This is a genomic window from Flavobacterium gyeonganense, assembly GCF_029625295.1.
GTDB classification, from domain to species: domain Bacteria; phylum Bacteroidota; class Bacteroidia; order Flavobacteriales; family Flavobacteriaceae; genus Flavobacterium; species Flavobacterium gyeonganense.
Genome location: NZ_CP121112.1, coordinates 2,637,047 through 2,652,318 on the forward strand (window position 1 = coordinate 2,637,047; position 15,272 = coordinate 2,652,318).

The 15,272-nt window shown below is 34.5% G+C and carries 7 protein-coding genes and 1 pseudogene; 3 read left to right on the forward strand and 5 right to left on the reverse strand.

From position 1 onward, the window contains the following. Window positions 1-25: 25 nt before the first annotated feature. From P5P89_RS11535 to P5P89_RS11555, 5 genes and pseudogenes are all read right to left on the reverse strand, one after another. Window positions 26-2,253, reverse strand: a pseudogene (locus tag P5P89_RS11535) (glycoside hydrolase family 3 N-terminal domain-containing protein). Window positions 2,254-2,365: 112 nt separating this feature from the next. Further along, window positions 2,366-3,205, reverse strand: coding sequence for an endonuclease/exonuclease/phosphatase family protein (locus P5P89_RS11540; RefSeq protein ID WP_278008463.1), 840 nt, complete (start codon window positions 3,203-3,205; stop codon window positions 2,366-2,368). 216 nt (window positions 3,206-3,421) lie between these two features. Further along, window positions 3,422-4,882, reverse strand: coding sequence for a glycoside hydrolase family 30 protein (locus P5P89_RS11545; RefSeq protein ID WP_278008464.1), 1,461 nt, complete (start codon window positions 4,880-4,882; stop codon window positions 3,422-3,424). Between the two features lie 274 nt (window positions 4,883-5,156). Beyond that, on the reverse strand, window positions 5,157-6,716 hold the full coding sequence (locus P5P89_RS11550; RefSeq protein WP_278008466.1) for a RagB/SusD family nutrient uptake outer membrane protein: 1,560 nt from the start codon (window positions 6,714-6,716) through the stop codon (window positions 5,157-5,159). A gap of 23 nt (window positions 6,717-6,739) precedes the next feature. Continuing rightward, window positions 6,740-9,826 carry a SusC/RagA family TonB-linked outer membrane protein gene (locus tag P5P89_RS11555; protein ID WP_278008467.1) on the reverse strand — a complete coding sequence of 1,029 codons (3,087 nt, stop codon included), beginning with the start codon at window positions 9,824-9,826 and terminating at the stop codon, window positions 6,740-6,742. Between the two features lie 333 nt (window positions 9,827-10,159). On the opposite strand from P5P89_RS11555, the gene P5P89_RS11560 reads away from it, so the two are divergent. From P5P89_RS11560 to P5P89_RS11570, 3 genes are all read left to right on the forward strand, one after another. After that, window positions 10,160-13,042 (forward strand): helix-turn-helix and ligand-binding sensor domain-containing protein, encoded by a 2,883-nt coding sequence (locus tag P5P89_RS11560; RefSeq protein WP_278008468.1) that lies wholly within the window; start codon window positions 10,160-10,162, stop codon window positions 13,040-13,042. Between the two features lie 236 nt (window positions 13,043-13,278). Beyond that, the gene (locus P5P89_RS11565; RefSeq protein ID WP_278008469.1) at window positions 13,279-15,087 is read left to right on the forward strand and encodes a type VI secretion system Vgr family protein; all 1,809 of its coding nucleotides are present in this window, start codon (window positions 13,279-13,281) and stop codon (window positions 15,085-15,087) included. 12 nt (window positions 15,088-15,099) lie between these two features. Then, entirely contained in the window at window positions 15,100-15,270 is a 171-nt protein-coding gene (locus P5P89_RS11570; protein ID WP_278008470.1) for a hypothetical protein, read from the forward strand. Window positions 15,271-15,272: the final 2 nt, after the last annotated feature.

The window sequence follows — 15,272 nt, forward strand, 5'->3', positions numbered from 1 at the left end:
TTAGAGGTATTTTAATTTAAGCTGTTTAGTCTAATAACTCAAAATTAGATTTTAGTTTAATATTTGCTGATGAAGCTCCAATCATAACTTCGAAATCTCCTGGTTCAGCATTCCATTCTAATTTATCATTGTAGAAAGAAAGCTTTTCTTTGTCAATTATAAACTCAATAGTTTTAGATTCTCCGGCATTTAATTTTACTTTCTGGAAATCTCTTAATTCTAAAACGGGTCTGACAACCGAACCAAATTTGTCTTTTATATATAATTGAACCACTTCTTCTCCAGTCACTTTTCCGACATTCGATAATTGAAAAGAGACTTTTATGTTTTCATTGCTTTTTATTTTTACTGAAGATAATTTCAAACCTGAATAATCAAATTTTGTGTAACTCAACCCGTAACCGAAAGGAAATTTAGGCGAGTTTTTTAAATCGATATATGAGGAAACATATCCTTTCGCATCTTCATCGGGAGCGGGTCTTCCTGTACTGAAATGATTGTAATAAATCGGGATTTGTCCAATTTCTCTAGGGAAAGTCATAGGCAATTTACCAGACGGATTATAATCTCCAAATAAAACATCAGCAATTGCATTTCCTGCTTCGGTTCCTAACCACCAAGTATAGACAATCGCAGGAACATTATCTGCTGTCCAGTTAAAAATAAGAGGTCTTCCGGCATTTACTAAAACTACAACCGGTTTTCCTGTTGCCTGAATCGCTTTTACTAAATCTTCCTGAACTCCCGGTAAATGTAGATCGCTTCTGCTTTTGCTTCTCCGCTCATATCATGTCTTTCACCAATACTTAAAATTACAACATCTGCTTGTTTTGCAGTTGCAATTGCTTCGGCAAAACCATCTTTATTGTCTCCGGTAACTTCACAGCCTTTTGCATAAAGTAATTTTGTATTCTTACTTATTTTATTTTTTAAACCATCCCATTGCGAGACTACCCATTTACTGTATTCTACCTCTGGCAATTCTACTGCCCAGAATCCCATGTTGGCTTTGTATTCTTTTACCATTGGTCCGATAAAAGCAATAGTTTTTAAATTTTTAGAAAGGGGTAAAGTTTCGTTTTCATTTTTTAGCAAAACAATACTTTTTTTAGCAACATCCAGTGCTGCTTTTCTATTTTCAGGATTATTAAGCTCTTTTTGAGCTCTTTTTTCATCTGAATATTTGTATGGATTTTCAAATAATCCTAATTCAAATTTCTTGCGCAAAATACGTTTTACGGCATCATCGATTACATCAACAGAAACTTTTTCTTCTTTTACCAATTCAGCTAAATTATAGCGGTAGGCATTACTTTCCATATCCATATCGCTCCCTGCGGTAATGGCTGAATAGGCAGCAGCTTTAAGATCTTTAGAATAACCGTGAGCAACCATTTCGCCAATGGATCCCCAGTCAGAAACTACAAATCCCTGGAAATTCCATTTTCCTTTTAAGATATCTCTTTGTAAATGTGCATTTCCTGTTGCCGGTACTCCGTTTAGGTCATTAAATGAGTTCATGAAAGTTGCTGCACCGGCATCTAAAGCGGCTTTAAAAGGAGGAAGGTAAGTTTCCCAAAGCATTCTTTCACTCATGTCAACAGAGTTATAATCTCTTCCGCCAACAGCGGCTCCATATGCTGCAAAGTGTTTCACACAAGCCATAACCGAATTTAAATCTCCTAATTTATTTCCCTGAAATCCTTTTACTCTTGCATACGCAATTTTAGATCCCAGATAAGTATCTTCTCCGGCACCTTCCATTACTCTTCCCCAACGCGGGTCACGGCCAATGTCTACCATTGGGGCAAATGTCCAGTGAATACCGCTTGACGCAGCTTCAGTTGCCGCAACCCTTGCTGCTAATTCTATAGCTGATAAATCCCAGCTTGCAGCTTCTGCCAGCGGAATTGGAAACGTGGTTTTGTATCCGTGAATAACGTCCTGACCAAATAACAACGGAATTTTAAGACGGGATTGCATTGCCAGCTCCTGATATTGTCTGGTATATTTTGTCCCGATAATATTTAGCATCGAACCAATTAAACCTTGCTTAATTTCGTTTTGCTTGTTTGGATTAATTGTAATGGGACCAGTCGCCTGATTATCTCCTGTGTACTGATTAAGCTGACCTATTTTTTCTTCCAGTGTCATTTTTTTCAATAAATCATTTACCTTTTGATCTATTGTCTGTTGCTGGGCCATCGCAAAAATGGAAATCATCAACAGGGTCATTGTTGTTATTTTTTTCATGAAATACATTGTTTTATTCTTTGTACTGTCTTGTATATAATTGTTTTTTTAGGTTTTAAGATTAATTATTAGTTCTAAAATTTTATTCTGTTGATTAAGCAAATAGCAGTTTTTAATTCACTTCAATATAAACAGGCAAATGGTCCGAAGGATATTTTAAATCTTTTGAATCACTTAAAACGGCATGTTTCTGAATTGTTAATTTGCTATTTTTAGAAACAAATATGTAATCTATTAGTAATGTAACAGGCTCATTATGCTTAAAACCATTAAATGTTCCCGAAGGTCCAAAAGGTTTTTCTTTTGAAACGTCTTGGGTATCATCCATTTCTTTTTTTACTTCTGCAATCTGATTTGTATTGGGTTCTGAATTAAAATCACCCATTAAGAATGCCGGATAATTTTTAGAATTGATCTCTTTCATTTTAGAAAGAATCAGCTGCACTCCTTTCACCCTGGCTTCATTGCCCACATGGTCCAGATGTGTATTAAAAACCCAAAATGATTTCTTTGTTTTTAAATCTTTGAAAAGTGCATATGTGCATATCCTGTTGCATGCGGCATCCCAGCCTTTTGAGACAACATTTGGGGTTTCTGAAAGCCAAAATGTATTTATCTGTTCTACTTTAAAGCGTTCTTTTTTATAATAAATAGTACAGGCTTCACCTGTTTGATTCTCTTCTCTCCCTATTCCAAACTTACTATATTCCGGCAATGCCGAAGCAATATCAACAACCTGACCAGGGGTAGCTTCCTGAACTCCTAAAATGTCAGGACTGTAAAACCGGATTTGAGAAGTAAAATAATCTTTTCGGTTTGGCCATGCATTTTCTCCGTCTGAAGCAACGTCCAAACGGATATTATAACTCATCATTTTTAAATTCTGAGCATAGAATGAAGAGCTTGCAGAAAGAAGCATTAATAATAGAATAACAATGTGTATCTTTTTCATATTAAAAATTTTTATTCTCCAAAGCTACCATTTTAAGCTCTGCTGAAAAAAATCCATCTTTTAAAAAAACGTTAATCATAACCTTAAAGTTTGTAAATTCTATTTTACTATTTGAATCTTGAGCAGTGTGATTCTAGGGGATTAGCCATAATAATTTGGTTGTTGTTTCATTGTGTTTTTTATAGGGTTAAGATGATATAAGGACTAAATAAATTATCAATAAATCAAAGTCTGTATTGCGTGTGCAGGTATTTTTACTACTGTTTTTTTAGTTGCGATAATTAAGTTATACGTGATTTCATTATCGGTATGATTCATTATGATAGTGGCCATTTTTCCATCTTTATTTAAGAATGAGGTACTGGACAAATGACTTCTGCTAACCGATGTGCTGACTCTAACAGCATTTGGGCGAATAAACTTAGAAAAATGACCAATATAATAATAAGATGGCGTATAAATTAATTCACCAGTTGTGGTATCGGCATGAATAGGGGCAAAGCAAAAATTGCCAACATGGTTTGGTCCTCCAAACTGATCTAATAGAATATTCCAGTCGGTCCAGGCAACTGTTCCGTTATTGAAATCATTAATCATAGAAGTTCCATATCTTTCTGCATTTGGCCAAAACTGATATTTTGCAGCATTAAATCTTTCGACACAGCCCTCGGTAAATATTAATTTTTTGTCCGGATAGGCTTCATGAACCCTGGCTACATTTTCAAACATTGGCTGAGCTCCGGTCCAGGTTTCATACCAGTGAAAACCCATTCCCCAAACATATTTTGAAGCTTCAGGATCTGAAAAAATCACGTTTGCTCTTTGTACCATCAAATCCCGGTTATGATCCCAGGCTATTATTTTTACATTTCCTAAACCTTCTTTTTTCAATGTTGGCCCAAGAAAGTTTTTCAGAAAATCTCTCTCATCTTCAGCTGTATACAAACAAGATTCCCAGGTTTGAGTTGCCATGGGCTCATTTTGTACGGAGGTAGCCCAGATTGGAATTCCTTCTTTTTCATATGCTTTTATAAATTTCGCATACATATTAGCCCAGGGCTGGTAAAATTCCGGCAATAATTTTCCGCCTTTAAGTACACTTTTATTGCTTTTCATAAAAGCGTTTGGCGACCACGGTGTTGCATAGGCAGGGATTTTTCCTCCGGAAGTTTTTATGGCTTGTTTGATTAATGGAATTCTAAATTCTTTATCGTGTTCAATAGAAAAAGTCTTTAATTCGGTATCGCCTTCTTTGATATAAGAATAGCTTCCACTGCTAAAATCAGAGCTTTGTATCGTTGTTCTTAGCAATGAATAGCCTATTCCTTTTTGAGTATCGTAATAAGCATTTAAGAATTCAGTTTGTTTTTCTTTGGATAATTTTGCAAATATTTCGGCACTTGCGTCAGTAATAGCACCTCCAATTCCCATAAAGGTCTGGAATTTTTTGGAGGGTTCTACAAAAACTGAAATTTCAGTTTCAACAGGCTGTGGGGAAGGTGAGAATTTTAAATTATCTGTAGGGGTTAACCTTAATTTTGTGTTATCAGCAGTAGTATATACTGTGATTGTTTTATTATTTGTTGTAAATTCTTTTGTTTGCTTTGGTTTTTTCTGTTGTGGATGAACAGAAAATGATAAACATAAACAAGTAATAATAAAGCCAATTTTTTTCATTGTATTATGTTTTAATAATTTAAGAATCAGGCATAAATGTTTTTGGATTCTTCAAAATGATTTAAAAAATAGCCCATATCAATAAAAAATATGGGCTATTCTAACAACCAAACTTAACTTACTTAACTTCAAATGATTCACGATTCAGTGAATCCATTTTTATTGCAATGTTTTATTCTCTCGAATATTATTAATTGCCTTTTTGTTTTTAGAATTTTTAACCGAAATAGAAGTAATCAGTGCTTTTTACAGCAATGAAATTTCTTATTAGCCGTTAGTTACCCCAACCTGGATTAGGTGTCATTTTGCTATTGTTAAGAATTTCTGCAGAAGGAATTGGATATAACTTATGTTTTTCAGCAAAATTACCATTCTTCTTAAATCCTTGGTTTTTAAGTACTGTTGCTGCATCACCCCAACGAATTAAATCAAGGAATCTGAATCCTTCAAATGCTAATTCTAATCTTCTTTCTGTTTTAATTGCATCAAGTGTAACAGTTTTAACAGGTAAGTCTACTCTGTCCCGAACTTTAGTAAAATAGCCTTGTGCAGTTGAAACATTTCCTGCTAAAAGATTCGCTTCTGCTGCCATTAAAAGAACATCTGCATACCTGATTAATCTAATATTTGTTCCATAGTTTAGTTCAGCAACGCCCGGACTTGCAACTGTTTCAGACTTTAAGGAACCATATTTAAGTCTGAAATAACCTTCCATTCCCCAAACCGGCGGCGCTTCTGTCCAATCCAGATCCTTATCTACTATCCAGTCTCCGCCATATTTTGTTCTAAGATCGGCAACGGATAATATGGAAGCATTTTTTCTAACGACATCACCTTCTGCATCAAATGCCTCAGCCATTTTAGCTGTTGGATAGTTAAAGCCCCAGCCTGGCAGAAGTCCTGAAGTTCCTGTAGTATAGTAATCACCTCTAGGTCCCATTAACTGCCAGTTGATATTGTTTTCCATTGAACGGTTTCCTCCCCATTGAAAATTACCCCAATCATACCCGGTAATATTATAACCAACTTCAAACAATGATTCTAAGCCGTATTCAGATTCTTTTAAAAATAATTTTGAATAATCAGGGGCAAGGTCGTACTCAGTTGAAGTTATTACATCTTCAAATGCAGCAGCTGATTCAGGATATTTTTTTTGATATAAATAGGCTTTACCTTTTATCGCCTGCGCTGTCCCTTTTGACATTCTAAAACGCATTTCGGGAGAATAGTCACTTTTTTTAGGCAGGTTTGGAATAGCTTCATCTAAATCTTTGTGTATTTGGGCATAGATTTGTTCAGGAGTCGATTTTTCAAGCGCAAACTCAGATGCACCCGGAAGTGCTAATCGTAATGGAACTCCTCCCCACATTGAAACTAATTCAAAATAAAAAAAGGCTCTTAAGGCTTTGGCTTCGGCTATCATCTGAACTTTGGCAGGTGTATCTCCTACGGCTATATTAATAACAGCATTAGCTCTCATAATGCCAAAATACATGGTTTTAAAAGAATGTTCAATTGGTTTGTTTTCAGCTGTATATGAAAAGTCATCCAGTTGTTGATATGATGGCTGGTCACCATCTGAACCTCCACCTGCGTGTGTTTCGTCTGCCGGAAATGATTTTACAACATACATAGAATTCCAGTCAGTAGTATATGCCCATTGCAGCACATCATAACATGCAAATACGCCTTCCTGAAGTTCTTCTTCAGTTTTGAAATAATCATCAGCAGCCAAAACACCATAAACCGGCTTATCTAAGAAATCGTCTGCACAGGAAATCAGCACAGTTGCTAATCCTGCAAATAATGATATTTTATATATTAATTTTTTCATCGTTATTTATTTATGTCTTTGAATTAAAATGATACTGATAATCCTGTCATGATACGGCTTGCATTTGGATACAAACCTCTGTCAATACCTTGGGAGTTATTTGAAAAACTTCCTACTTCAGGGTCAATACCTTTGTATTTTGTAAATGTGAAGTAATCATCCAATGAAACATAAAGTCTCAGGTTGCTCACTTTTATCTGGCTTAATAATTCTGATTTAAAATTATATCCGAATTGGATTTGTTTGATTTTTACATAAGAAGCATCCTGAACCATTAAATCACTTGTATAAATGATTGGATCACTATAAGATGCTTTTGGAAAGCTGTTTGTACTTCCTTCTCCAGTCCATCTGTCAGTGTAAAAGAATGACGGACGATTAGAGGCCGGGTTGTCAACTCTCGCTAATGCAAGGAAATTTTCTCCTCCAAAGGCACCTTGTGCAAAAATCTTAAGATCAAATCCTTTGTATTCAAAATCTATAGTGGTTGAAACTATTACATCATGGTGAGGGTCACCAATGTATGTTTTATCCTGATCTGTAATATCACCGTCACCATTCGTATCAACAACTATAGGGGCACCCGGAGTTGGGTTCCATGTAGAGACATTTCCTAAAGCTGTTTTATAAGCGTCAATTTGGGCCTGATTCTGGAAAATACCATCTGTTTTATATCCTCTGAAAAACCAAACCGGTTTTCCTAATTCGAAAGAAGTTACAGTTCCTAATACTGGCAGGTTTGCTCCATCAACTCTTGTAAGCAATGGGTTTAAATACGTAACTTCGTTTTTAATTGTAGTCAGGTTTAAGTTGATTCCGTAGTTGAATTTATGTCCGGATTCTCTCCAGCCTGCTTCAATTTCAAATCCTTTGTTGGTTACATCACCTGCATTAGCATATGGAGCGGCATAACCAGTTGATAAAGGTGGAGATGAAGGAGTTAATAAATCTTTTGTGACTTTTTTATAATAGTCAAAACCAAATGATAATCTATTATTAAAAGCTCGTACATCAAATCCTAAATCGGTTTGTTCCGTAGTTTCCCACGTAATGTCTTCGTTAGGTAATGCTTTAAGTTCACCTACAGTATGATAGTTGCCTAATGCATCCGGATATTTTAAACCATCTTTGGTAATGAATGCCTGCCATTGACCAGCAGCAATATTAGATGTAGATCCGTTTTGACCCCATGATGCTCTTAATTTTAAATGATTTACAGTTTCAGTTCCCCAAAATGATTCATTAGAGATGATCCAGCCCGCAGATACTGCAGGGAAATACCCGGCACGTTTGTCAGGTGCAAAAAGCGAAGAGTTATCATTTCTTAAAGAAGCCTGAAATAAATATTTATTATCATATGAATACGTAAGACGTCCAAAGTAAGAATTCATGGATGATGGTGTTATATTACCGGATATAGTTCCCGTTACAGGAGTTTCACCAACAGGCGCCCATTGGTCACCTTCCTTAATCATTCCAGATGCACGTGTATTCAAATAGCGATATTCAGTGTCCTGAGCAGACATACCTATCATGGCAGAGAATTCATGCTTACCGATTGTTTTGGTGTAAGTTGCAAAGTTTTCAAATAACCATGTTTTGAAAATTCCCTGATTATAAGTTTTAGAATTCGTAGTGTTTTCTTTAGTAGAATTCCACCATGCTTTTTGAGACCAGTCATCATAATTATTGAATGCCTGCTCAATACCGTAGCGTGTTGTAAAAACAAATCCTTCAAAAGGCTTGATATTGGCATATACATTACCAATAATTTTCGTTTCCTGGCTTAAACCATGGTCAATTGCAATTTGTCCAATTGGATTTGCAATTTCTCCATCAATATATTCTGAAATACCATAATACTCTCCGTTTTTATTTTTGATTAGTACTTTTCCTGCTGCCAATGCATCCTGAACGTGTTGTGGCAACGCTGTTCCGTTAGGATAAAATACTGGTGTCAAAGGATCCATTAACATGGCGTGATTCATGATACCGTTGAAACTGTCATCCTCAGTAAAAGCTTTACGTTTGTTTACCGAAAGAGAGAAATTTTCCCCAACTTCTAAATATTTGCTTACTTTGTGGTTGGAGTTAGCTCTAACGGTTGTACGTTTAAAATTGGTTTTATCTCCTCCAAAAATCCCATCCTGAGTAAAAAAGTTGCCTGAAATTAAAAAGGTAGAAACTTCATTTCCTCCTGCAAGCTGAAGTGTATGGTGTTGCATTGGTGCTGCATCTTCAGCTGCTTCATCAAGCCAGTCTGTTCCTTTTTTGCCTTCCCAGTCTGCTACATTTGGTCTGTTACCCGGAGGTTTTGTTTCATCAATCCATTTAACGTACTGATCAGCATTCATCATTTCTAATTTTGTTCTCAAAGACTGAAAACCAAATTGATTGCTGTAAGTAACTTTCATTGATCCTGCTTTACCTTTTTTAGTTGTAATCATTACAACTCCATTACCTCCATCAGCTCCATAGATAGCTGCTGAGGCTGCATCTTTTAATATTTCTATTTTTTCGATATCATTAGAGTCAAGGAAATCGATATTACCGGTTCGCATCCCGTCAACCACATAAATAGGGTCTGAATTACCGTTTGATCCAGCTCCACGGATACGAACTTTAGCTCCAGCTCCCGGAGCACCAGATTGTGCCATAACAGTTACACCGGCAGCTTGCCCTTGTAATACCTGTGTTGACAAACCAACTGATAAAGTGGCAATTTGCTCTGCTTTTATTGAAGAAATAGCACCTGTAACAACACTTTTCTTTTGCGTTCCGTATCCTACCACTACAACTTCATTTAAGTTTTGTGATTCAGGCTTTAATCTGATTTCAATTTTAGTTCTTCCATTTACAACCTCCTCTATTGTATTATATCCCACAAAGGTTATTGTTAATGTTCCATTAGAGGGAGCATTAATCTGGAACTTTCCATCAAAATCAGATGCAGTTGCTTTATTAGTGCCTTTAATTAAAATTGTTGCTCCCGGGACGGGCATTCCACTTTCATCGTTAATTATTCCATTTACCGTGATATCCTGAGCGACTGCGATAACTGAAAACAATAAAGACGAAAAACAAAAAAGAAGTAATTTTGTTAATTTCATTTTTCTAAAAATTTTGGTTAATTAATTAGTAATTTGATACAATGTTAGAGTTTAAATTTCAAATTTTTATAATTTTTTGTCATTACAAAAACACATCAAACTATAGATTTATACTTTACAAAAACACATCATATTAGTTTTAAATTATTGAATTTTAAATGTTTAAAAAAATAATTGGATTGTTATAATAATGTTAATTCTAATAAAAAAACACTACATTTATCAAAATTCAAATAAAGTATTAGTATATAGTTTTTGTTGTGATTGCGTATTTAGGATAAATGTAAAAATTACAATTAAATATATTAATTATAAAAAATAGGGTCAAAAAATATGAAATCGATAAGTTGCTTTTTGGGTACATTTCTATTTCTGCTTGCTTTCAACAATTTTGGCCAGGTAAAAAACATTGGAACACCTAATCTTAAAAATTATAAACGAACAGAATATAAAGGTGGAACTCAAAACTGGAGTATCGATCAGGATAAAAATGGCAATATATATTTCGCAAATAATAGTGGATTGATTCAATTTGATGGTTCTACATGGCGTAGATATTCTTTACCAAACAATACTGCAATAAGAAGTTTGAAAATCGATGATTCGGGAAGAATTTTTGTTGGGGGAAATAATGAATTTGGTTATTTTAATGCAGGGGATAAGGGTGATTTGAAATATTACTCACTTTCAAAGCTAATTAGTCCCAAAGATGCAAAGGATATAAATTTAATCTGGAGAATTCATGTTTTTAAAGGAGAAGTAATTTTCCAATCTTTTACTAAAGCACTTTTTTATAAAAACAACAACAACAAAGTTAGAGTCCTCAACGCACCAAGAAAGTTTCAGTTTTCTTTTGTAGTAAAGAACCGGCTTTACTTTCAGGATAAGGTATTGGGAATTTTAGAATATAAAAATCAAAAATTATATTCTTTAAAAGGCACAAAGGTTCTGAATGATAAAGAGATTTGGGCCATGTTTCCGTTGCCTGACAATAAGATTCTTTTGGCTACCCTCGAAAAAGGTCTTTTTGTTTACGATTTTAACAGCATAACTGAATGGAATAATGAAGCAAATAGTTTTATAAAAAAGAATACTTCGCTTGGCGGAGCAATTATAAAAAATAAATTTATCGTTCTAAATTCTGTTTTAAATGGTGTAATAATTTGTGATTTAAATGGACATATAATTCAGCATCTAAATCGTCAAAAGGGACTTCAAAACAATACGATACTCACTTCATTTGTTGATAATAAAAATAATCTTTGGCTGGGGCTTGATAACGGAATAACCTTTATTAATGAAAATTCACCTTTTACGTATTTTGATTATAGTTATAATATAGGTACAGTTTACGCATCTGTATTGCATCAGAATAAATTGTATGTGGCAACAAATCAGGGATTATTTTATCATCACTGGAATACTCCATTCAGTGATGAACCTTTCAACAGGGTCGAGGGAACAATAGCTCAGGCATGGAATATTCAGGTTATAAATAATGTTTTAGTATGTTCCAGTAATAGCGGTGCTTTAGTGATAGAAAATAATAAGGTGTCAAAAATACTGGATACCAGAGGATATTTTGGTTTGAAACAGATACCCAGACATCCTGAATATGCCATCGGAGAGCATTATAATGGTTTTTCAATTTTTAAAATTGGATCTGACAGCGCTGAGTTTATAAATCAGGTTCAGGGTTTTGATGAAACTACCAGTACTTTCGAAGTCGAATTAGACAATGATTATGTATGGTTCAGGAAAAGCCCCTACTTATATCAGATGGAACTTTCGGATGATCTGAAAAAATTTGAATCGATAAAAAGACATACCCGGATATCGTTAGTCAATAAGGGAATTGAAAGTCTGCAATTAATTAATGATAAAGTTTATTTTCAGACAAAAAATCATTTTTACAGATTTTCTAATGATCAGGGTGATTTTTTTGAAGACAGAAAAATGAGCAGTCTTTTTAAGAATATACCGCTAATCAATACCGTAATTCAAGATTCTAAAGGGAATTTATGGTATTCATTCAATCAGTCTCTTGGTGTATTAGAAAAATCAGACAATGAAAAATACATCAGAAAAGAGGAACCATTCTCTAATTTAACGGGGAATCTGGTCAACAGTTATATATCAATAAACAGAATAGACTCAAAGAATATTTTTATTGGACTAACGGATGGATTAACACACTATGACGCTACAATTCCGAATACATTTATAACAAAACCGGCTGTTTTTATAGAAAGTTTTTCTTTTCCGGGAGATACTATTATAACAGGTAATCTAAAAACAATTGACAAACTGTTTAATTTGTCTTACAGTGATAATCGTGTCAAGTTTACATTTTCTTCCCCTGTGTTTGAAAATCAGGAAAATGTTACTTATTCCTATAAATTAGAACCTTTTGAAGATACCTGGCGCAGCTGGTCTCCTGTTGCGATTAAGGAATATACGAATTTAAGGGAAGGCAATTATACAATGAAATTAAGAGCCAGAAACAGTTTTGGTATAGTTTCAGAAATAGATCAGGTCAAATTTACGATTTCACCTCCATGGTATAGACATTTTTTAGCTTATATTTCCTATCTGCTTTTAATTTCTCTTGTTATATATGTGATTTCGAACAGGATTAAACTAAAAATCAGGAAAAATAAATACTACGAAACCATTGAGCAAAGACGTTTATACCTGGAAAAGGAATCTAAAATAAGACAGGAGCAGCATGAGCTCGAAAAAGAAATTGAAAAATTAAAAAACGACAAACTTCAAATTAAGATTCTGGCAAAAGACAAAGAGCTGGTAAATAATTCTTTACAGGTGGTAAAGAAGAATAAAACCCTGAATACTATAATAAGCAAACTAAAAGACATTGATACAAGCATATTAGATGATGCAACGAAATCTGAATTTAATAAGCTTCATAAAAGCATTGTAAAAGAAGTAAATACGGATAAAAGCTGGAAAGATTTAGAAAAGCATATTAAGAATGTACATTTTGATTTCCTAAAAAGATTAAAAGAAAAATACCCGACAATTTCTCCCAGAGAATTGGATTTATCAACTTATTTGCTCATGAATATGTCCACTAAAGAGATTGCTGAGATTATGAATATATCCAATGGAGGAGTCGAATTGGCCAGATACCGGTTAAGAAAAAAACTCGGGTTAAATAAAAAAGAAAATCTAATTGGGTTTTTAATGAGCATATAGTATTAGAAATCTTGCCTTTTGCGTTTTTATAAGTAAGTAGAACATTCCAACATCCAAAATGAATTTGATTTTTGGATGTTTTTTTATGACTATATATTTCTTTCTATTTTTTAGAATATGTGGTAATTTATTTGTGAAGTAAAATATTTACAAAAATATCGACAGAACATTTGCAAAATTAATTTTAAAGGCTATTTTTGAAAATAAATTCTTACTTATTAGTCGACAAATAACTTATGGCACATTTTTCAGAACAAGTACATATCAGTATAGGCAGTTTTACCCAAAACGTAGTTTATCATAATTTAGAAGTGTCACAAAAGATGGCAGATCACCATCACTTTTCTTTTGTATGGCAATATACTGGCAAGGCCGTCATAAACCCGGCAGATCAGGCAAAGGCAATCAGAACTTATCTTGGCGATGAAGTTATCTTTACTTTTAAGAGCTTAACCGGAATCAGATTGATGAGCAAAGGAATCATTACAGAACTTTCTTCTATAGATCTCCATGGCAGTGCCGAAGGATTGCATGTCAAAGGCATCAGTCATAGTATAGTACTGGATGATATGAAAAAATCAAGAACCTATCAGCAAAGAGGTATGGATGATATCGTATTGGATATTCTGGCAGAAGGGCCGGGAGAATTCTATGAAAGAGATGCTATAAAATCTACTTATCTTCAGGAATTCAACTACATGGCTCAGTATAATGAAACCAATTTTGATTTCTTAAAACGATTAGCCAAACGTTACGGACAATGGTTCTATTTTGACGGAATGCGCATGCAGTTCGGACAAACGAAAACCAGTCAGGTAAAACTCATCAACGGAGCTTCGCTGCATAGTTTTAAAATTCAGGCCAATATGGCTTCGCATAAAATTTCTTTGGGAGGGTATGATTATAGTGGAGCAGCCAATATTCGTAATGCCTCAGCAAGAACATCTTCCGGAAGCAAAGACAGTTTCTCTGCCGTTGTGGGACACAATCAGGGAACCGTTGCTCAAAACGACCTGAACAATGGAGCTTACACTACAAATGCCCAAAGCAACGAAGAAATAGAAGAAATGGTCAGACTGCAAACAGCAGGCAGCGATGCCAATAGTGTATATTACAGTGGAACATCTTATTTTCCGTTAGGGCTAGGACAGGTTTTCAGTATCGTAAACCAGACTGTAGAACACGAACTAATTGTGACAGAAGTATCACATATCTCGCAGGTACACGGAAATTATGCCTGTAATTTTAAAGCTATTCCGGCAGATGTTGCAGCACCTCATTATACAGACGTAAATGTATTTGCCAAAGCAGAAACACAGCCAGCTAAGGTAAAAGACAACAATGATCCTGAAGGTTTAGGCCGTGTAAAAGTAGAGTTTAACTGGGCAGGCGGAAACCATTCAAGCGAATGGATTCGAATGATACAGCCACATTCGGGCTCAGGAAAAGGATTTTATTTTATTCCGGAAATCGATGAAGAGGTTTTGGTAGGCTTTGAAGGAAACAATGCACAGAATCCGTATATTTTAGGAACACAATATAATGGAAGTCAGTCTAGCGGTTATGCAGATGGTCAGAATAATGTGAAGGCGATTCACACCCGCTCAGGAATCAAATTTATTCTGAACGACGGAGATGGAAGTATTTTGATTGAAGATCCTAGCGGGAATAAATATTTTATGGATGGGAATGGAAATACTAATGTAAGTGCGCCAAAGAATATGACGTTTGATGCAGGGGAGAATATCAGTATTACAGCAGGTAAAAATGTTTCTGTAAGTGCAGGGGAGAATGTTGATGTTGATGCAAGTAAAGATATTTCACAAAGTGCAGGTAATGATGTAAATATTAATGCAGCAGGAGATTTTACTGAGAGTGCAAATAATAAAACAGAGATAATAGAAAAGGAATATATTAGACATTCATTAGAATCAACACAACATGCTGAAGAAGTTACCATTTTTAGTACCAAAGAAAATATGCTTTTAGAAAGCACTAATAAAACAGTAGAAATAAATAGTGTCGAAAAATCAAATTTCTTTTAATAAATAATATTTATGGCAATTAATAAAACAGCAAAGAATTTAAATATAAAAATAAAGAATACTCACACAAGTTTCTCAGGTACAATGCACGAAACCACCGAAAAAATTGTAATAGTGGCAACAAAAGAAAACCTGACCTTGATTTCGGTAAAAAAGATAAATATAAAAGGTAATAAATCGTAACA